Here is an 866-nt window from a genome sequence, read left to right as displayed (position 1 = left end):
GATTTTTCCATCACAACCACCGAACTGGGCAGTTACTGATCCGTCTGCATTTTTCTTTGCAGTGATGTTGTTGATTGAATAGGCGTTATATTCGTTCTTCTCGAAAAAGCCGCCCGGATTATAAACGCTGATCGACCAGAAAGCCTTCACCGGCACGTTCTTTGGCACATTGAGTGTGTAAACCGTTTTGCCGTCATTCTTCTCAGGCGTAAAGCTTGGATACATCGCATCCTTTTCAGGAATACCGCCCCATCCAGAGGCCGTACCTATCAGATGCTGGATCGGGTCGACCTGACCACGAGCGCCAAAGGCACCGTGATATGACGTCTGATGTTTGGCAAGCGTCAACAAGCCATTACGGATGTCGGTGAGATCGTCTTCATCCCAGTTCGGAAGATCGAGTGCGCCGGAGTCCCTCTGGCTGACCGTGATGGCATTCTGAAGCTTATGCACCTCGTCAAGATCCTTCCGATCATTAGGATCAACGAGCGTGCGAATTGCAACGAATACATAGCGCGATCCGACGGATTCCTGCGTCAGCGTAACCGGCTTGGTGCCATAGGCCACAACCGGCAGATAATGATCCTGATTAACAACCATCATTGACATATAACGCTTGCCTGTATCAGGCATCGACAACGTCACCGGCGCTGCAGCAAGATCAAAAACGGCAAATGAATAAAGTGTGTCCCGGTTCATGCGGATGACCGTTTGCTTATCAATAGCGACAGGTTCACGCGCGTGATGAAATTTTCCTAATCCACCGATCGTTGCGGCATTCGCCGCGAGATAATGATCGGTTTCGGCGCGGGTGAAATTGTCGACCGTAACCGGAACTTTGCTGCCTGACGTCTCAGCAAATGCAC

Annotated in this window: 1 protein-coding gene; it reads right to left on the bottom strand. The window is 50.6% G+C overall.

From position 1 onward, the window contains the following. On the bottom strand, positions 1-866 hold an 866-nt coding region (locus tag CEV31_RS13150; protein ID WP_143850942.1), incomplete at both ends, for a DUF1254 domain-containing protein.

This window comes from Brucella thiophenivorans (genome assembly GCF_002252445.1).
GTDB classification, from domain to species: domain Bacteria; phylum Pseudomonadota; class Alphaproteobacteria; order Rhizobiales; family Rhizobiaceae; genus Brucella; species Brucella thiophenivorans.
The sequence above is the reverse complement of the archived record's forward strand: the minus strand, read 5'-3'. Positions and strand labels throughout refer to the sequence as shown.